Origin of the sequence: Flavobacterium sp. GSB-24 (genome assembly GCF_027924665.1) — a bacterium.
Classification (GTDB): domain Bacteria; phylum Bacteroidota; class Bacteroidia; order Flavobacteriales; family Flavobacteriaceae; genus Flavobacterium.
In genome coordinates, this window is sequence record NZ_AP027043.1 from 912,669 (window position 1) to 928,856 (window position 16,188).

The 16,188-nt window shown below is 33.4% G+C and carries 15 protein-coding genes; 7 read left to right on the forward strand and 8 right to left on the reverse strand.

All coding sequences use genetic code 11. The features are described from left to right. Positions 1-284 precede the first annotated feature (284 nt). Positions 285-2,345, reverse strand: a complete 2,061-nt coding sequence (locus tag QMG60_RS04230; protein ID WP_057115415.1) for a M13 family metallopeptidase — start codon at positions 2,343-2,345, stop codon at positions 285-287. 225 nt (positions 2,346-2,570) lie between these two features. On the opposite strand from QMG60_RS04230, the gene QMG60_RS04235 reads away from it, so the two are divergent. The 4 genes from QMG60_RS04235 to QMG60_RS04250 all read left to right on the forward strand — a co-directional run bounded on the left by QMG60_RS04235 (position 2,571) and on the right by QMG60_RS04250 (position 5,807). Next, on the forward strand, positions 2,571-3,236 hold the full coding sequence (locus tag QMG60_RS04235; protein ID WP_057115416.1) for an SCO family protein: 666 nt from the start codon (positions 2,571-2,573) through the stop codon (positions 3,234-3,236). A gap of 103 nt (positions 3,237-3,339) precedes the next feature. After that, positions 3,340-3,579, forward strand: a complete 240-nt coding sequence (locus QMG60_RS04240) for a FeoA family protein (protein ID WP_026982352.1) — start codon at positions 3,340-3,342, stop codon at positions 3,577-3,579. Continuing rightward, positions 3,579-5,678 carry a ferrous iron transport protein B gene (gene feoB, locus QMG60_RS04245; RefSeq protein WP_057115417.1) on the forward strand — a complete coding sequence of 700 codons (2,100 nt, stop codon included), beginning with the start codon at positions 3,579-3,581 and terminating at the stop codon, positions 5,676-5,678. The genes QMG60_RS04240 and feoB overlap by 1 nt, the downstream gene beginning before the upstream one ends. A 6-nt stretch (positions 5,679-5,684) precedes the next feature. After that, positions 5,685-5,807, forward strand: a complete 123-nt coding sequence (locus QMG60_RS04250; RefSeq protein WP_281866980.1) for a FeoB-associated Cys-rich membrane protein — start codon at positions 5,685-5,687, stop codon at positions 5,805-5,807. 388 nt (positions 5,808-6,195) lie between these two features. Here QMG60_RS04250 and QMG60_RS04255 read toward each other — a convergent pair whose 3' ends face one another. From QMG60_RS04255 to QMG60_RS04265, 3 genes are all read right to left on the reverse strand, one after another. Continuing rightward, on the reverse strand, positions 6,196-6,849 hold the full coding sequence (locus QMG60_RS04255) for an HD domain-containing protein (RefSeq protein WP_281866981.1): 654 nt from the start codon (positions 6,847-6,849) through the stop codon (positions 6,196-6,198). A gap of 182 nt (positions 6,850-7,031) precedes the next feature. Next, positions 7,032-8,024: an acyl-ACP desaturase gene (locus QMG60_RS04260; RefSeq protein WP_057115420.1), complete on the reverse strand. Its 993-nt coding sequence runs from the start codon at positions 8,022-8,024 to the stop codon at positions 7,032-7,034. Between the two features lie 45 nt (positions 8,025-8,069). Beyond that, entirely contained in the window at positions 8,070-8,816 is a 747-nt protein-coding gene (locus QMG60_RS04265) for a lysophospholipid acyltransferase family protein (RefSeq protein ID WP_057115421.1), read from the reverse strand. A 125-nt stretch (positions 8,817-8,941) separates the two neighbouring features. On the opposite strand from QMG60_RS04265, the gene rnpA reads away from it, so the two are divergent. The 3 genes from rnpA (at position 8,942) to QMG60_RS04280 (ending at position 11,911) form a co-directional block, all read left to right on the forward strand. Beyond that, positions 8,942-9,346, forward strand: coding sequence for a ribonuclease P protein component (gene rnpA, locus QMG60_RS04270; protein ID WP_281866982.1), 405 nt, complete (start codon positions 8,942-8,944; stop codon positions 9,344-9,346). A 70-nt stretch (positions 9,347-9,416) separates the two neighbouring features. After that, a complete protein-coding gene (locus QMG60_RS04275; RefSeq protein WP_281866983.1) occupies positions 9,417-10,268 on the forward strand; it encodes a DUF4349 domain-containing protein in 852 nt (283 codons plus the stop codon). A gap of 5 nt (positions 10,269-10,273) precedes the next feature. Further along, positions 10,274-11,911: a S41 family peptidase gene (locus QMG60_RS04280; protein ID WP_057115424.1), complete on the forward strand. Its 1,638-nt coding sequence runs from the start codon at positions 10,274-10,276 to the stop codon at positions 11,909-11,911. Positions 11,912-11,942: 31 nt separating this feature from the next. On the opposite strand, the gene QMG60_RS04285 is transcribed toward QMG60_RS04280, so the two are convergent. The 4 genes from QMG60_RS04285 to QMG60_RS04300 all read right to left on the reverse strand — a co-directional run bounded on the left by QMG60_RS04285 (position 11,943) and on the right by QMG60_RS04300 (position 16,113). Then, a complete protein-coding gene (locus QMG60_RS04285; protein WP_057115425.1) occupies positions 11,943-12,389 on the reverse strand; it encodes a GNAT family N-acetyltransferase in 447 nt (148 codons plus the stop codon). A 128-nt stretch (positions 12,390-12,517) separates the two neighbouring features. Beyond that, positions 12,518-13,159: a DUF1579 domain-containing protein gene (locus QMG60_RS04290; RefSeq protein WP_057115426.1), complete on the reverse strand. Its 642-nt coding sequence runs from the start codon at positions 13,157-13,159 to the stop codon at positions 12,518-12,520. Positions 13,160-13,289: 130 nt separating this feature from the next. Then, entirely contained in the window at positions 13,290-14,258 is a 969-nt protein-coding gene (locus tag QMG60_RS04295) for a DUF4837 family protein (protein WP_057115427.1), read from the reverse strand. A 46-nt stretch (positions 14,259-14,304) separates the two neighbouring features. Further along, positions 14,305-16,113: a LysM peptidoglycan-binding domain-containing protein gene (locus QMG60_RS04300; RefSeq protein ID WP_281866984.1), complete on the reverse strand. Its 1,809-nt coding sequence runs from the start codon at positions 16,111-16,113 to the stop codon at positions 14,305-14,307. Positions 16,114-16,188: the final 75 nt, after the last annotated feature.

Genomic DNA, 16,188 nt, shown 5'->3' on the forward strand with positions numbered 1-16,188 from the left:
GATGTTCCTTAGGAACATTTGATCGGTAAAAAATTATATTATAATCCATTTACGTTCCATAGGAACGTTTGATTTTGATATAAATTTTGACGGTCTAACATATCAAACGTTCCTACGGAATGTAAATAAATGGGTTCGTCAATATTTTTCTACCGACGAAACATTCTTACGGAATGATAACTGGGAATAATAACTCATATCTCAAGTTTAAAAACGAATAAAATAGTAAAGCAAAAGGGCGGTTCCGAAATTCGAAACCGCCCTTTTTTTATTATTAAAATCGATTACCAGATTTTAACTCGTTTTTCTGGTTCAACATACATTTTATCACCTTTCTTAATATCGAAAGCTTTGTAGAAAGCATCAACGTTCTGAATTGGCACATAAGCTCTGTACATTCCTGGTGAGTGCGGATCTGTTTTTACTTGGTTTTTGATCGCTTCGTCTCTAGTTTTTGTTCTCCAAACGGTAGCCCAAGAAATAAAGAAACGTTGTTCTGGCGTAAATCCGTCGATTAAACCTGGATTACCATTTTCTTTTAGGTACAATTGTAAACCATCATAAGCAGCATTGATTCCGCCTAAATCTCCAATGTTTTCACCTAATGTAAAATGACCATCAACATGCACTCCTGGCAATGGCTCAAGCGCGCTGTATTGATTTGCTAAATCTGTTCCTAGAGCTGTAAATTGTTTCAAATCTTCATCTGTCCACCAATCTACTAGATTTCCTTCAGCATTGTAACGTGCACCAGAATCATCAAATCCATGAGAAATTTCGTGTCCAATTACAGCACCGATTCCACCATAATTAACAGCTTCGTCAGCTTGGTAATTGTAAAAAGGAGGTTGTAAGATTGCTGCAGGGAATACAATTTCGTTATAAGACGGATTGTAATATGCATTTACCGTTTGAGGAGACATTCCCCATTCTGTTTTATCAACTGGTTTGCTTAATTTATCGATGCTTTTTTTGAAAGCCCATTTTGATAAATTTTTTGAATTATCAAAATAAGTTCCGCCTTCTGCAGTGCTTTTAATTGTTAAAGCAGAATAATCTTTCCATTTATCAGGATATCCAATTTTGATGGTGATTTTATTTAATTTCTCAACAGCTTTTACCTTTGTTTCCGGAGACATCCAAGTCAAAGAATTGATTCTGTTTTTGTAAGCCAAAATCACATTCTGAATCATTTTTTGAGCTTTCTCTTTTGCTTCAGCAGGAAATAATTTTTCTACATAAAGTTTTCCAAGAGCTTCTCCAACACTACGATTTACTACTGCAAGTGCTCTTTCTTCAGCTGGAAGTTGTTTTATTGCACCTCTTAATGTTTTGCTGTAAAAATCAAAATTAGCATTATCAATATCTGATGAAAGCTGGCTTGCAGCGCTGTTTAATAAATCCCATTTCAAATATTCTTTCCACTGCCCTACTTTGTTTTCTTTAAAAACAGTTTGCAAAGCAGTCATGTATTTAGGCTCGCTTACAATTACGGTATCCAATTTAGTAATGCCCAAACCAGTAAAGTATTCGTTCCATTTGATTGCCGGCGTCAATTTTTGAATATCAGCAATTGTCATCGGATTGTATTGCAAACGGCTGTCGCGTCTTTCAACTCTGTTTAATCTTGGCTGAGATAATTCTGTTTCTAAAGCTAAGATTTCAGCAGCGCTTTGTTTTGCTTTTTCTGGAGATTCTCCAATAAACTGAAGCATTCTAGCCACGTGTAATTCATATTTAGCACGTTTTTCTTTAGAATCTTTATCATCAGAAGTATAGTAATCTTTGTCTGGAAGACCCAATTGGCTTGGAGAAAGATTTACAGAATTTTTAGAACTGTTTTTATCATCAGCTCCAATGTAAATTCCGAAAAATCCAGAACCGCCTTCTTTTTCCATTTCCACTAAATATTTCTGAACATCAGCAACATTTTTAATAGCGTCAATTTTTTTCAAATACGGTTTAAGTGGTTCAATACCTCTTTTATTTCTTCCAACAGAATCTAAAACGGTATTGAATAAGTTAACTGCTTTTCCCTGATCAGTGTTTGACTTGTATTTTGGATTTTTAGAAGCATCTTTTAAAACTGTCATTACATCTTTGTCAGTTCTTTTAATCAGCTCATTAAAACTTCCCCATGTTGTACGATCACTTGGAATTTCTGTTTTTTGAAGCCAAGTTCCGTTTACATATTTAAAAAAATCCTGACTTGGGCTAACTTTAGTATCCATATAAGATACATTGATACCTGGTTCCTTTGAGGCTGCGTCTTGGGCTTGAACTGCTGTTAAAGAAAACATTGCAGATATGACACCAAACACAGGTTTAGCAAATTGTTTTTTCATAAAAGTTTATGGTTTAAGGGAAAATACAAACATATTGTTATTATTTCTAAAATTGTGTTAAAATTCTAACTGGAAAATATAAAGACACATAAATTTCACAAACATGAATTTTTAACTAATCAATTAGTTGCATATTGATCGTAAAAGTTACAAAAGGCTGTTAAAAAAATATTCGAGTAAAGTTTTTAAAATCTGCTTTTTGTATTTTTGCGCCAAATTATTTTTATGAAATCGCTTTTATACAAATACCGCAAATTCTTTATTGTTTTAATAGTGTTTTCGGTTGTTACGATATCTTTGTTTTACTCTGCCTTAAAACCTAAAAAGACGCTGCCAATTTATAATCCAGCCGATGTAAATCCTGAATTGGTTGACAGTACCATTCAATATAAAAGCAAATACCATACAATTGCCGATTTTTCATTTGTAAACCAAAACGGCGATACCATTACACAGAAAAATTACGAAGGAAAAATTTATGTTGCAGACTTCTTCTTTACAACCTGCGGATCTATCTGTCCAAAAATGTCAACCAATCTTGTTGATGTTCAAAAGGCTGTTTTAAACAATCCGAAAGTAATGCTGCTTTCGCATACTGTTTTTCCAGAAGTTGACAGTGTTTCTGTTTTAAAAGCCTACGCTATAAAATATGGCGTTGTCGACAGCAAATGGAATTTGGTTACGGGCGATAAAAAAGAAATCTACAAAATGGCCAGAAAATCGTACTTGGCAGTTAAACTCGGAAGACCAGACCAGTTGTATGATATGGTTCATACAGAGAATTTTGTTTTGGTAGATCAAAAACGCCGCGTTAGAGGTTTTTATGACGGAACAAACAAAGAAGACATAAAACGTCTTTTAGAAGACATCGATTTCCTTTCTCAAGAGTAAAAAGCCTTATTTTTAGAAACATTTAGCATTTGCGAAGGTGTTAAATGCCTTGGAATAAAGAATAATTGCCTACTTTTGCAATCTAAATTCAATCTAAATAAGCTTGCAAAATACAATACACACTCTGAAAAAAGGCGAAAAAGCCATTATCAAAGATTTTGATATCGATCTTATTCCACTGAAATTATTAGAAATGGGTTGTCTTCCTGGCAGCTTAGTTGAATTACTGCAGATTGCTCCTTTTGGAGATCCTCTATATTTGGATATTAACGGTTCGCATGTAGCGATTCGTATCGAAACGGCTCGCGAAATTGAAGTTGAACTTATCAAAACCAATTTGTAATGAGTGTTCAAAATATCAATGTTGCCCTTATCGGAAATCCGAATACTGGAAAAACCTCTGTTTTTAATCAGTTAACTGGTCTTAACCAGCAAGTTGGGAATTATCCTGGAATTACTGTTGAGAAAAAAATAGGTTTTTGCAAACTACCTCATAATATAAAAGCTAATATTCTTGATTTACCAGGAACGTACAGCTTGAATGCAAGTTCGATGGATGAAAGTGTGGTTATTGAACTTTTGCTAAATAAAAACGACAAATTATTTCCAGATGTTGCCGTTGTAGTAACAGATGTTGAAAACCTGAAACGAAATTTACTGATTTATACACAAATCAAAGACCTTGAAATTCCGACGATATTGGTGATTAACATGTCTGATCGTATGGAAAGAAAGGGAATTAGTTTGGATATTCCGTATTTAGAGGAAAAACTAAAAACTAAAATCGCCCTAGTAAGTTCTCGCAAAGGTTTAGGAATTGATGAATTAAAAGAATTAATTGTTTCCTATAAAACCCTTCCAAGCGAACCCTGTTTAAATGCTTCAGTAATTGATCCTGAGTATTTTGAAAAATTACAGCATGCCTTTCCCAATCAATTAATGTACAAATTGTGGCTGGTAATTACGCAGGATGTTAACTTTTCTAATTTAGATCGAAACGAAGTTCGAAGTACTTTAACGAAATCACATTCAGAATTAAAGCGTTTACAGCAAAAAGAAACCATCAAAAGATACCAATTTATAAATGATGTTTTAAAAGAAGGTTTAAAAGTTGATGCTTCGATGGCTAAAGATATTCGCGCCAAATTGGACCGCGTTTTAACACACAAAGTTTGGGGTTACGTGATTTTCTTTGCTATTTTATTTTTGATTTTTCAATCAATTTTCAGCTGGTCAACTATTCCAATGGATTTCATTGACAGCACTTTTGCTTCTTTAAGCAGCTGGGTTGCAGCAGAACTTCCAAGCGGTATTTTGACTGATTTATTGTCGCAGGGAATTATTCCAGGAATTGGCGGTGTTATTATTTTCATTCCGCAGATTGCCTTTTTATTCCTCTTTATTTCGATTCTGGAAGAAAGTGGTTATATGAGCCGAGTTGTTTTTCTAATGGATAAAATAATGCGCAGGTTCGGACTTTCAGGAAAAAGCGTCGTGCCTTTAATTTCAGGAACAGCTTGTGCGATTCCGGCAATTATGGCTACTCGAAATATAGAGAATTGGAAAGAACGCCTTATTACGATCTTAGTAACGCCATTCACGACTTGCTCTGCAAGATTACCTGTTTATGCTATTATTATTTCTTTGGTTATTCCGAGTAAACGCGTTTTCGGGATTTTAAATCTTCAAGGATTAACCTTAATGTCACTTTACGTTTTAGGTTTTGTTGCGGCGATTTTATCGGCTTATATTTTGAATAAAGTTTTAAAACTAAACTCTAAAACGTATTTTGTTGTCGAAATGCCGAGTTACAAAATGCCGCTTTTAAAAAATGTCGGAATTAATGTTGTGGAGAAAACAAAAGCATTTATTGTTGGCGCAGGTAAAATCATCTTGGCGATATCGGTTATTTTATGGTTTTTAGCTTCATACGGACCTGGAAAAGATTTTAACGAAGCTGAGTCTATCGTAAAAGAAAGATTTGCCACTAAAACTTTAGATGAAACTCAGTTTGAAAACGAAGTTGCTTCTCAAAAACTAGAAAACTCTTATATCGGATTAATGGGAAGAGCGATCGAACCAGCAATTGCGCCTTTGGGTTACGATTGGAAAATCGGAATTGCATTAATCAGCTCTTTTGCAGCCCGTGAAGTTTTCGTAGGAACTCTTGCGACTATTTACAGTGTTGGAGATACAGATAACGAATCGACCATAAAAAGCAAAATGCAAGCAGAAATACGTCCAGATACTGGTAAAAAAGTATTTGATTTCGCCACTGGAATATCTTTACTGTTGTTTTATGCTTTTGCTATGCAGTGTGCCAGTACTTTGGCTATTACTAAAAAGGAAACCAATTCTTGGAAATGGCCGGCAATGCAGCTGGTCTTAATGAGCGGACTGGCTTATTTTACCGCATTAATTGCGTATCAACTTTTAAAATAAAAAATTATGATTCAGCAAATTATAGCTTTTGCCATATTAGGATTTGCAGTAGCTTTTCTGATCAAAAAATTCTTTTTTAAATCTAAAAAGAAAAAAGACTGCGGCGATGGAGATTGTGGGTGTTCTTAGTTTTTGGGACAAAGATGCAAAGATTCAAAGGGACAAAGGTTTTCCTGCTTATACCTTTAGTTTACAAATATAACTTAATGAAAAGCTTCACAGAGATTTATCAATCTTGTGAAGCTTTTTAATTTTCAAAAAATGTCTTATTATGATATTTTAAAATCCATAAATAGCTTATTTGTATATTTTTTGATATTATTTTTGAAATTCAAAATTCATTAAAATGTCACCAGAAGATAAGAAAGAAATAATCAGAGATAATAGAGTTGCTCGCTTATTATGGTTCACACTAGGCTTTTTTGCTGCATTACTTATAACTTGGCATTTAAAGTAGAAGTGTTCTGGGTATTTCTATAGAATATAAAATTGAAAACTGAGACTGAAAACTGAGAACTTACTTCACCCCTTCCCACTCAGCATAAAACTGCGCAAGAAATGTTTCCATAAACTGATGTCTTTCGGCAGCGATTTGTTTTCCTTTTTCGGTATTCATTTTATCTTTTAAAAGTAGAAGCTTTTCGTAGAAATGATTTATTGTTGGAGCATTGTTTTTCTTGTACTCTTCTTTTGTCATATTGGTTACTGGAGCAATTTCAGGATTGTACAAAGCTCTGTTTTTAAATCCGCCATAATTGAATGCCCTTGCAACACCAATTGCACCGATTGCATCTAATCGATCTGCATCCTGAACGATATCCAATTCGACAGAAGAGAATTTCTTTTCGAAATTTCCGCCTTTATAAGAGATATTTTCGATGATATTGACAACATGCGTAATTATATCTTCTGAAACATTTTCTGTCTCTAAAAATGCTCTCGCTGTTTTTGGACCGATAGTTTCATCCCCATTATGAAATTTACTGTCAGCAATATCATGAAGCAAAGCTCCCAGCTGGACAACTGTTAGCTCACAAACGGTATCTTTTGCTATTAAAAGTGCATTTTTATACACGCGTTCGATATGAAACCAATCGTGTCCGCCTTCGGCATCGTTCAGTTTTTCTTTTACGAAAGCAATGGTTTTATTTATTAGTTCAGAAGTATTCATGAATTATATTATTTGAATTTCTCGCAGATCATGCAGATTAAGCAGATTTACGAAAGGTTTGTATTAAATAAAAAATGCTGATTGTTAGAGTTTTGAAAATCTAACCATCAACATTTTTCAATATCAAAATCAATTGCAAAACTCAATTTTAAATATAAAATATAAAATCTGCAATCTAAAATTTACAATCTCGCTGGTTCAACCCATTTAAAGATGTGTGATTCTTGCGGAATAACAATTCTTTCTGATATTCTTGCCATACGAGCTGGTAATTTCATTAAGTAATCGCGTGCTTTCTCAGCCTCATCAGTCAAATTGGTAATTTTATCAATTTCCCATTTGTTCATTAATTTCTGCATAATATCAACATAATCATTTGCAGTATAAACCCCGATACGCTGTGCAGAATCTGAAAACTGCTCAAATGCTGAACTAATTTTTTGTCCAGATTCTCTCAAGAAATGAGCCGGCATAACGATTTTCTGCTTCATCATGTATTGAAAAGCAAGCATCATTTCACTTGGATCAACTTGGAAAATTCTAGTTACAAATTCGCTGTATGCATGATGGTGGCGCATTTCGTCACCTGCAATCATTTTACACATTTTAGACAACTTGTTATCGCCAAATTTCTTTGCGATCTGCGCTACTCTATTGTGAGAAACATAAGTTGCTAATTCCTGGAAACTCGTGTATACAAAGTTTTTGTACGGGTCAGTTCCAGTTCCAATATCAAAACCGTCGTTGATTAAATGCTGCGTAGTCATTTCGATTTCACGCATGTTCACACGACCAGACAAATACAGGTATTTATTTAAAAGATCTCCGTGGCGGTTTTCTTCTCCGGTCCATTGACGGATCCATTTAGACCAACCGTTACCACCATTTTCTACTTGATCTACTCCTTCGACATCCATTAACCAAGACTCATATGTAGGCAAAGCTTCTTCGGTGATGGTATCACCTACAAGCGTAACCCAGAAATCGTATGGTAATTCTTTAGCAATCTCGCGTAGTTCTCTTACCTCTTCGAAGAAATTTTCTCCTTCAGAATTTGGTAAAAAATCAGATGGCTGCCAAATTTTTTCCACTGGAATTAAATACTGTTCAACGAAGCTATCCACGTTTTTTTCCAAAAACTGCATTACTTCTAATCTAATGTTTTTTATAGACATTACTTATTATAGATTTGGGTTGTACGTTTTAGCTCGGACTAAAACTTAAACCTGTTTATACTCATTTATTCCTTCTTTAACCGCTCTTTCCGTAATCTCCATAAGCTCTTCAAATTTGTAATCTTTGACAGCTAAAGCTTTATGAGCCGTAAATTTCAGGTGATTTCCTAAACCAACAGGAAAGAAACCAAATTTTACCATTTTCCAAGAATTATTAATACTAACCGGTACAACATATGCAGACGGCGCATATTTGCATAAAATTTTCAGACCGCTTTGCGCGAATTCTTTTGGTTTTCCTGTTTTGCTTCTTGTTCCTTCTGGGAAGATAACGGCAGATCTTGTATTTTTTTCGATATATTCAGACAAGCCTTTGATAACTGGTATCGCTTGTTTAGGGTCTTTACGGTCAATTAAGACAGATCCTCCGTATTTCAAATTAAAAGAAACACTTGGAATTCCGCTTCCTAATTCCTTCTTACTTACAAATTTACAATGAAAACGTCTAAAGTACCAAATCATTGCGACTATATCGTACATACTTTGATGATTGGCTACAAAAATGATCGGCACTCCTGTCGGAATTGTCTCTCTATTTTCGATTGTATATCTTGTTCCCACAAGATTTGTACATTTTAAAAGGCAGAAATTTAAATAATCTACACTTTTTTTATGAGCCTGGTAACCAAATAAATTTAAGCAAATCCATTGAATGGGATGAAAAACAGCCAAACATAAACCAAATAATAAATAATAAATTACCGATATTGGATAAGAAATAATTTTTTCCATGCTTCAAAAATTAATGCGCAAAAGTAATAAATATATTTTTAGACTTATTAAAATTGAAAACAATAACCGTTTTTCTGGTTTAATTGTACCTTTGCAGTAAAATTTGCAAATTTTTTCTGAATTAAATGAACTTCACTTACCCTAAAAACGAGCGTTTAAAAAGCAAAACCATTATTGGATTATTATTTTCTGATGGTAAATCGGTATCTAAATATCCGCTTCGTTTGGTTTACCGTCAAGCGGAAGAAAATTCAGAAGAACAAACAAAAATTGGTGTTTCGGTTTCTAAGAAATATTTCAAAAAAGCCGTTGATAGAAATTACTTCAAAAGAGTTTTAAGAGAAACGTACCGTTTGAACAAAAATCTGCTTTTAGATAATTTGGATCAGCCTTATTCAATAATGCTTTTTTATCAAACCAAAGACAAATTATCCTATGCAGAAATTAACACCAAAATGATTCAATTGTTTGAGAAATTTACAGCTCAAATAAACAAATCTCAAGATTTTGAACAGAAAAGTGAATCGTAAATTTCAAAACGTAAGATTAATAATCAAATTAGACAAAAAAATCGTAGTTTTAGCTCTAAATTGAAATTTTATGCGTCACATTTTCTTTTTATCTTTTTTGTTTTTAATTCTTTTTGGATGTAAAAAAGCAAACGCTGTAAATGACGAAGCTTATGCAATTCAAAGTGTACAAATGCCTGCAAAAGCAGAAAATGTTGCTTATGACAAAAAGCCAAGTCCGAACGATGCTCCGCCGCCTCCACCGCCGCCTAAAGTAGATGAAAAAATCGAACAAAAAATCATAAAAGAAGCAACTTTAAAATTTGAAACTGATAATTTAGAAAATTCTTTCAGTCAAATTCAAAAAGCTGCGTTGACTAGTAAAGCCAGAATCATAAACGATTCTGAAGGAAAGGATTTTGCAACTGTTTTTAGAAATCTAACGATAAAAGTACCAAGTCAGAATTTCGATCGTTTTATAAGTGATATTTCTAAAGGTGTTTCTTATTTTGAAGTTAAAACTATTTCTGCTGAAGATGTTACAGAACAATATATCGATCTGACTTCTCGATTAAAAACCAAGAAAAAACTAGAAGAACGTTATCTTGAAATTCTAAAAAAAGCGAACAAAGTCAGTGAAATTTTAGAGATTGAAGAACAAATTTCTGCTATTCGCGAGGAAATCGAATCTAAAGAAGGTCAGCTGAAATATCTGGAAAGCCGAGTTTCTGAAAGTACTGTTACTATTGAATTTTATAAAACAATACCTGAAAAAGAAGGTGTTAAAATATCATACGGTTCAAAACTTGGAACCGCAATTAAATCAGGATTTTTTAGTTTATCCGATTTATTAATTTCATTATTAAGCGTTTGGCCATTTGTCATTCTGTTTTTTGTATTTGCCTATTTTATTAGAAAAAGATTAAAAAGAAGAAAAAAATAATAATCATGTATCCGTATTTCAAAAAGAAATTTATTATACCTGTCGCTGCTGCGGGAATGTTGTTTGTTGGAACCAGTTTTAAAGAAGATTTTTTTGAAATTGCCAAACAGATCGAGATTTTTACGACTTTGTTTAAAGCAGTAAACACCAATTATGTAGACGAAACGAATCCTGGCGATTTGATGGATAAAGCGATCAAAAGCATGTTGGGAAGTTTAGACCCGTATACGGTTTACTTTAACGAACAAGATGTAGTGAACTTTAAAATCAACAATACTGGAGAATATACTGGCATTGGTGCTTTAATCTCAAGGAAAAAAGATCGCTTAATTGTTCGCGAACCTTATAAAAATTATCCTGCCGATAAAGCCGGACTAAAAGCGGGCGACGAAATTATTCAAATTGGAGATGTTTTGATTGCGGATTTTAAAGATGATGCTTCTCAACTTTTGAAGGGAACGAAAAATACTAAAATCAATATTAAATATCTACGTCAGGGCAAACCTTATACTACTGTTTTGGTTTTGGATGAAGTAGACATTAAATCGGTTCCTTTTTACGGAAAAATTGATGATAAAACAGGTTATATTGTTTTGGCGCACTTTAGCAGAAAAGCTTCTAACGAGGTTAAAGATGCTCTTGAAAAGTTAAAAGCCGACGGAGCGAAACAAATTGTTTTAGATTTAAGAGGAAACCCTGGAGGTTTATTGAACGAAGCGATTGATATCTGTAATTTATTTGTACCTAAGAATGAAGTAATTGTAACTACTAAATCACGAATAGAAAAACACAATAATACTTATAAAACTCAGAAAGAACCTGTAGATACAGAGATTCCATTGGCAATTTTAGTAAACGGAAGAAGTGCTTCTGCGTCTGAAATTGTTTCTGGTGCTTTACAGGATTTAGACCGAGCGGTTATTTTAGGAAGCAGAAGTTTCGGAAAAGGTTTGGTACAGCGTTCGGTTGACCTTACTTACGGAACGCAGTTAAAAGTTACTATTTCGAGATATTATACTCCGTCTGGAAGATGTATTCAGGCATTGGATTATGCTCATAAAGACAAAAACGGCGTGGCACTAAAAACTGATGCTAAAAATTTTAATGCTTTTAAAACCAGAAAAGGCAGAACAGTTTATGACGGCGGTGGAGTTTTACCAGATATTGAATTAGAAGAAACTAAAACCAGCGCAATTGCAACAGCTTTAATTAAAAATGATGGCGTTTTTGATTATGCAACAACTTACTACTACAAAAATCCGAATTTGGGAGATAAAATCCCAACCATAACAGACGCAGATTATAGTTCTTTTAAACAATTTTTGAAAGCAAATAAAATCACATTTGATACCGAAACTGAAGTGGCTTTGAAAAACACTTTAGCGGCTGCTAAAAATGAAAAAATAGACGAAACAATTGCTCCTGAATATCAGCAGTTATTGGCCGCTTTAGAAAAAAGTGAAACCACTTTGCTGGATAAAAATCAGAAAGAAATTAAAAACATGATCCAAGAAGAATTGATTAAGAGATATCAATATCAAGAAGGTTTGTATCAGTTTTATATCAAAAACAATTCTGAAATTAAAAGAGCAGTTAGTGTATTAAATAACCAAACAGAATATAAAACGATTTTAAAGATGTAGTGAATGAAGTCAAATCTTGTGGAGTATTTAATTACTGTCGAATCATTTCAATATGCGGAATATCATCTTCTAAATACATTTCGCTGGTTTGTACAAAACCGTGGCTTTCGTAAAATTTCTTTAAATACAACTGTGCTCCGATAGTAATTTTATCTTTTCCAAAGTTTGATTGTATTTGGGAGATAGCTTCACGCATTAAATCATGTCCAAATTTTTTATCTCTGTAATTGGCATCAACTACCACTCTTCCTATTGAAGCGTTATCAAATGAAATTCCGGCATCGAATAAACGAGAATAAGCTACAATTTTGCCGTCATATTCGCCAATTAAATGTAGTGCTTTCTTGTCTTTGCCGTCTAAATCCAAATAAACGCAGTTTTGCTCCACTACAAAGATCTCACTTCTTAGTCGGAGCAAATCATATAGCTCGTTTACATTTAATGCCTCAAAAGGCTTTATTTTCCATTTTAACTCCATTCTGTATATTGTTTGCTGCTTTTCGTTGTTGTTTATTATAGAACAAGCAAAATTACATCAAATATTATCAAATAGAAATCCCGACTACAAATTGTAATCGGGATTTCTATTTTACGCTGTGCTGGAAATTACTTTTTCTTCATCACTATTTCCATGCTTTTATATTCTGTTCCATTTTTCGTGTCGTACATTTCCATTTTTCGTGTTGTTGGATCAACAATTGTATATACTTCTCTGTACGGCGCTTTTTTTCCAGTTACTGGATTTACGACATCTCCTTTAAATTCAATTGTTTTTGTTTTTTCATCATATTTACCAAAAGCGACCATCATACCGGTTCCCATATTATCGATAAAAGTGGTTGTATATTCTTTACTGGCGTTGTTGTAGGCCAATGTACTTTTGCCGACAAATGGCGCTCCCATAATTTTTCCTTGGTAATCTGATTCTTGATAACGCCCTCCTAAAATCATTTTGATATTGGCTACTGAGGTTGTTTTTTCTGGTTTTGCATTCGGCTCATACCAAAAAGTCATATCGCAATTCCATGTTCCTACTTCGTCTGTCATTAATTTATGCGGAGCTCCGGGTGTTGCATATGCCTGCCAGGCTTTTGCTTGCGTAGCAGAATCTACTGGTTCTTCTGCAATTGGTTCTTCAGTTTTAATGCTGTCTGAAACTTTTGTGGTTTCGGTTTCTGTTTTTACTTCCTTTTTACAAGAGATCAAACACAGCACAAACAATACTAGTGTTGCGGTTAATTTTTTCATAACTATTTGTTTTTATGTTTGTTACAAACAAAAGTAAGGAAAATATTAGCGTAAATTGCTTCAAGCTACAAGTTTCAGGTTTTTTGGTACGAGTTAGAATAATTGCCTGCTATAAGCTCAAAACAAAACTTTATCTCTTATCAATTTTCACTGATTTGATAATTGCTTCTAACTCTAACATTAAATCTCGTTCTTGATTAGATGGCGAGTAACAAAATCCCTCTATAACCAAAAGACGATTATACGTTTTGTCAACAATGGCATAATTAATAAATGGTCCTGCCATAAAATCGTTTTTTAATTCCCAGGTTCCTTTTGTTTCAAAAGCATCTTTATTGTCTAATGTAACTTTTGAAAAATAAGGTGCGTAAGCTTCGCTGGTAATCATTCTTGTGTTAGGCTCACGACCTTTAATGTAACTTCCAACTGAATCTCGCATACGCACAATTGAATTTACAACATCTTTTTTCTTGTCGAATTTGTGCAAAGGTATTTGGTATACTAGAAGACTTGTATTACCGCTGATAATTTCTTTTTTAAGCCAGATGAAATTCTTTTTATGCAGTACATATTCATATCCAGTAGGGATTTGTAGATCGATATGGAATTTATTTTTAATGATCGCTGGATTCAATAGTGATTTACTATTGTCTTCCTGAACCTTTTGAATTTCGGCATCACGAATTTGTTTGATGATCTCTGGAGAGTTTAATTCGATACTACAGATAATATCATCTACTGATTTTCCGTAGATACGGAATGTATTGTGAGGTAAAGCTTTGCTTCGAATGATTTCGAATTTATCTGATGCCGTTTTTTTAACTACAATAATGCTTCGGCTGTCGGTTACAAAACCTTCAAGTAATCGAGCAGGATATTGATTGATGGTAAAAAGAGGTTCTTCTTGGGTAAGTCCAAGAACTGGCGAGGCAAATTTATTTCGAATGCTATCACCAACTTCTCCATACCACAGCTGATCGTCAATAATGATCGAAATGGTATTGGTTTTTCCTGAAACTGAATCGTTTTGCTTTTCGCCTTTGAAGCATGAAATCAGGAAAAATGAAAGTAATAGAAATAAAAAATGGGTTTTATTCATTTTCTTAATTTATGAAATAAAACCCAAATTTAATAAGATTATTCTATTATCCGTTTATTTTAAGTTTCATTCCCGGTTTAATATCTTCATCTTTAATACCATTCCATTTTTTAATATCTGAAATTGTTACTCCAGGATATTTTTTAGAAATACTGTATAAAGAGTCTCCTTTTTTAACGTAATAATCTTCACCCATATTTTTAGAAACTGCTTTTTTCTTGAATGAATCAACTGAAGTTGATGCAATTGCTGTTGAAGCCGGCTCTTCTATTATTGGAGACGCTTTTGAAATAATAAGCGTTTTTCCTAAACCAATATTATTTGAAGTTAAATTATTAAGTTCTTTTAACTCCGCAATAGTCATACCGAATTTTTTGGCAATACTTCCTAAATTATCTCCAGCAGCTACAACATAGTCTTGTGGTACTGTAGTTGATTTTTCTTTATCATCTGCAGATGCAATTGCTTCTTCTTTGTCTATAACTGGATTTGTTTTAACTGGAGCAGTTTCTTCAGATTTAATTTTAAGACTTCTTCCAACTGCAACTGCATTAGTTTTAATGTTATTCCATTTTTTTAACTCACTAATACTCACATTATATTTTGATGCAATTGCTCCTAAATTATCTCCTTTTCTAACTTTGTAAAATTCGTAATCGCTATTGTCAATTGCTGCAGGTTTAGCTGCCGGCTTAGCTTTTGGAGCGTATTTTACTGCAAGTCTTGATGATGTTGATCTAAATTCTGTATCGTGCTTAACGTAAGCATAAATTTGATTTTCGTTGGAAACAAATGTTGCTATTTTATCTTTTGGAAGACGAATAAAATGTTGTTCTCCTTGATAGAAAGGAATGACATTCATTTTATAAGATGGATTTAAAAGCTGAATCTGAGATTGCGGCATGTCTAATAAATCAGCAAGTTGTTTAAAAGACATTTGATTTTTAATTGCTATTGTATCTGTTTCAAAGTTTTTAACAACAGCTCTTTCTGGGTTAATTCCGTGTTCTTTATGATATTCAAAAAGATACATTGTTGCTAAGAAAGCGGGAACATAACCTTGAGTTTCTTTTGGAAGGTAATTGCGAATGTCCCAATATTTAGTTTTTCCGCCAGAACGACGAATTGCTTTGGTAACATTTCCAGGACCTGAATTGTAAGATGCTAAAACCAGTTCCCAGTCACCAAAAATATTGAACATTTTGGTCATGTATTCAGAACATGCGGCTGTAGCTTTAAGAGGATCACTTCTTTCATCGATGTAAGAATCGATTTTTAAAGCGTATTGTTTTCCGGTTCCGTACATAAACTGCCAAAGTCCCGTGGCGCCCATTTTAGAAACTGCTTTAGGATTTAAAGCAGATTCTACAACGGCTAAATATTTTATTTCCAAAGGAACATTTTGTTTGGCAAAAGCATCCTCGAAGATTGGGAAATAATATTCTGATAAAGCCATTAATCGAGAAAACGATTTTTTACGGTTCTTAAGAAATGACTTTATTATATTTTCTAAACCTTGATTGTATTCTATCTCAAAAGGTGATTTCTGATTCATTGCCGCTAAACGCTGTTTGAGCAATTCTGTTGGCAGTTCTTCATCGACAGTGACATCTTTATTAATTGTTTGAATGTCTTTTGTTAAATCGTCATAAATGTCAAGACTAACTAATTCATTCATCCATAAACTATCAACTTTTGTAGCTAACTGGTCTCTTTTGAATGTGCTTTTGATAGAATCTAAATACGACAACTTAATGTCTTGCTTTATCTCTCTAGAAAATTCTGCAGATTCCTGCGCGAACATCGACATAGAGAACAAAGCTGTAACCACTAAGGATATTTTCTTTACAATCATATAACATTTTTTTAAAATTCTGTAACTCAAAGAATTATAGGAACTGTATTTTTGCAAATCTAAGCCCTTTATTGA